The following is a 1,896-nucleotide window of genomic DNA, read 5'->3' on the forward strand; positions in this document are numbered from 1 at the left end:
TCTTGTCTTCTTGCCACGTTGCCAGCCTCCCCCCGGCCGTCCATGTAACGGGCAACGTTCCGGAGACTTCCCCCCGTGATTGCCTCTTCCCGCCCACGCGGGCATTTCCACACCCTGCTCACCCTCGCCCCCTATCTCTGGCCGAAAGGCGAGACCGGGCTGCGCGCGCGGGTCGTCATCGCGCTGGTGCTGATGGTGCTGGCCAAGGGCGCCAATGTGCTGGTGCCCATCGTCTATGCCCGCGCGGTGGACGCGCTGGGCCCGCAGGCCGGCACCGCCGCCGCCATCGCCACCGTGCCGGTGGCGCTGGTGCTGGGCTACGGCCTGCTGCGCATCACCTCCTCCTGGATGGCGGAGCTGCGCGACGCGGTGTTCACCCGGGTGCAGGCGCGCGCCGGGCGCGTCATCGCGCTGCAGGTGTTCCGCCACCTGCACGCGCTGTCCCTGCGCTTCCACCTGGACCGGCAGACCGGCGGCATGAGCCGGGTGATCGAGCGCGGCACGCGCGGCATCAACTTCGTGCTCGACTTCATGCTGTTCAACATCGTCCCCACCCTGATCGAGATCCTGCTGGTGGCGGCGATCCTGTGGGGCATGTTCGATGCGTCCTTCGCGCTGGTCACGCTGCTGACCATCGGGCTCTACATCGCCTTCACCCTGGTCTTCACCGACTGGCGCCTGCGCTTCCGCCGCGCCATGAACGAGATGGACCAGGAGGCCAACACCAAGGCCATCGACAGCCTGCTGAACTACGAGACGGTCAAGTATTTCGGCAACGAGAAGCATGAGGAGCGCCGCTACGACGCGACGCTCTCGCGCTACGAGCAGGCCTATACCCGCTCCGAGGTGACGCTGAACTACCTCAACATGGGCCAGGCCGCGATCATCGCCATCGGGCTGACGGCGGTGATGCTGATGGCGGCGCAGGGCGTCGCGTCGGGCCGCATGTCGGTGGGCGACTTCGTGCTGGTGAACACCTACCTGATCCAGCTCTACCTGCCGCTGAATTTCCTGGGCTTCGTCTATCGCGAGCTGAAGCAGGGGCTCGTCGACATGGAAGCCATGTTCACCCTGATGCGGGAGAAGCAGGAGGTGGCCGACGCGCCCGGCGCGCAGCCGCTGGCCGCCGGCCCGGGCGAGCTGGTGTTCGAGGATGTCCGCTTCGGCTACCGCCCCGACCGCACCATCCTCAAGGGTGTCTCCTTCACCGTGCCGGCGGGGCGGACGCTGGCCATCGTCGGGCCGACGGGGGCGGGCAAGTCGACCATCTCCCGCCTGCTGTTCCGCTTCTACGACCCGCAATCGGGCCGCATCCTGCTGGACGGCCAGCCGATCGGCGCGGTGACGCAGGAGAGCCTGCGCCAGGCGATCGGCGTGGTGCCGCAGGACACGGTGCTGTTCAACGACACCATCCGCTACAACATCGCCTATGGCCGCCCCGATGCCGAGCCGGAGCTGGTCGAGGCCGCCGCCCGGCTGGCCCAGGTGCATGATTTCGTCATGCGCCTGCCGGAGGGCTACGACACCCGGGTCGGCGAGCGCGGGCTGAAGCTCTCGGGCGGCGAGAAGCAGCGCGTGGCCATCGCGCGCACCATCCTGAAGGATCCGCGCGTGCTGATCCTGGACGAGGCGACCAGCGCCCTCGACACCCGCACCGAGCAGGAGATCCAGGCGGCGCTGAAGCGCGTCTCCACCGGCCGCACCACGCTGGTGATCGCGCACCGCCTCTCCACCGTGGTCGATGCGGACGAGATCATCGTGCTGCAGGACGGGCAGATCGCCGAGCGCGGCGGCCATGCCGAGCTGATGGCGCGGGACGGGCTCTACGCCCAGATGTGGCGCCGGCAATCCGAGGCGGTGGCCGCCGCCGAGGCCGCCGCGGCGGCGCAGGAGGCG

Annotated in this window: 1 protein-coding gene; it reads left to right on the forward strand. The window is 69.2% G+C overall.

Translation table 11 applies throughout. The features are described 5' to 3' along the window. Positions 1–75: 75 nt before the first annotated feature. Positions 76–1,896 (forward strand): ABCB family ABC transporter ATP-binding protein/permease (locus tag HMPREF0731_RS20340; protein WP_007006106.1); only part of this gene is annotated, 1,821 nt, incomplete at its 3' end.

Origin of the sequence: Pseudoroseomonas cervicalis ATCC 49957, assembly GCF_000164635.1 — a bacterium.
Classification (GTDB): Bacteria; Pseudomonadota; Alphaproteobacteria; order Acetobacterales; family Acetobacteraceae; genus Pseudoroseomonas; species Pseudoroseomonas cervicalis.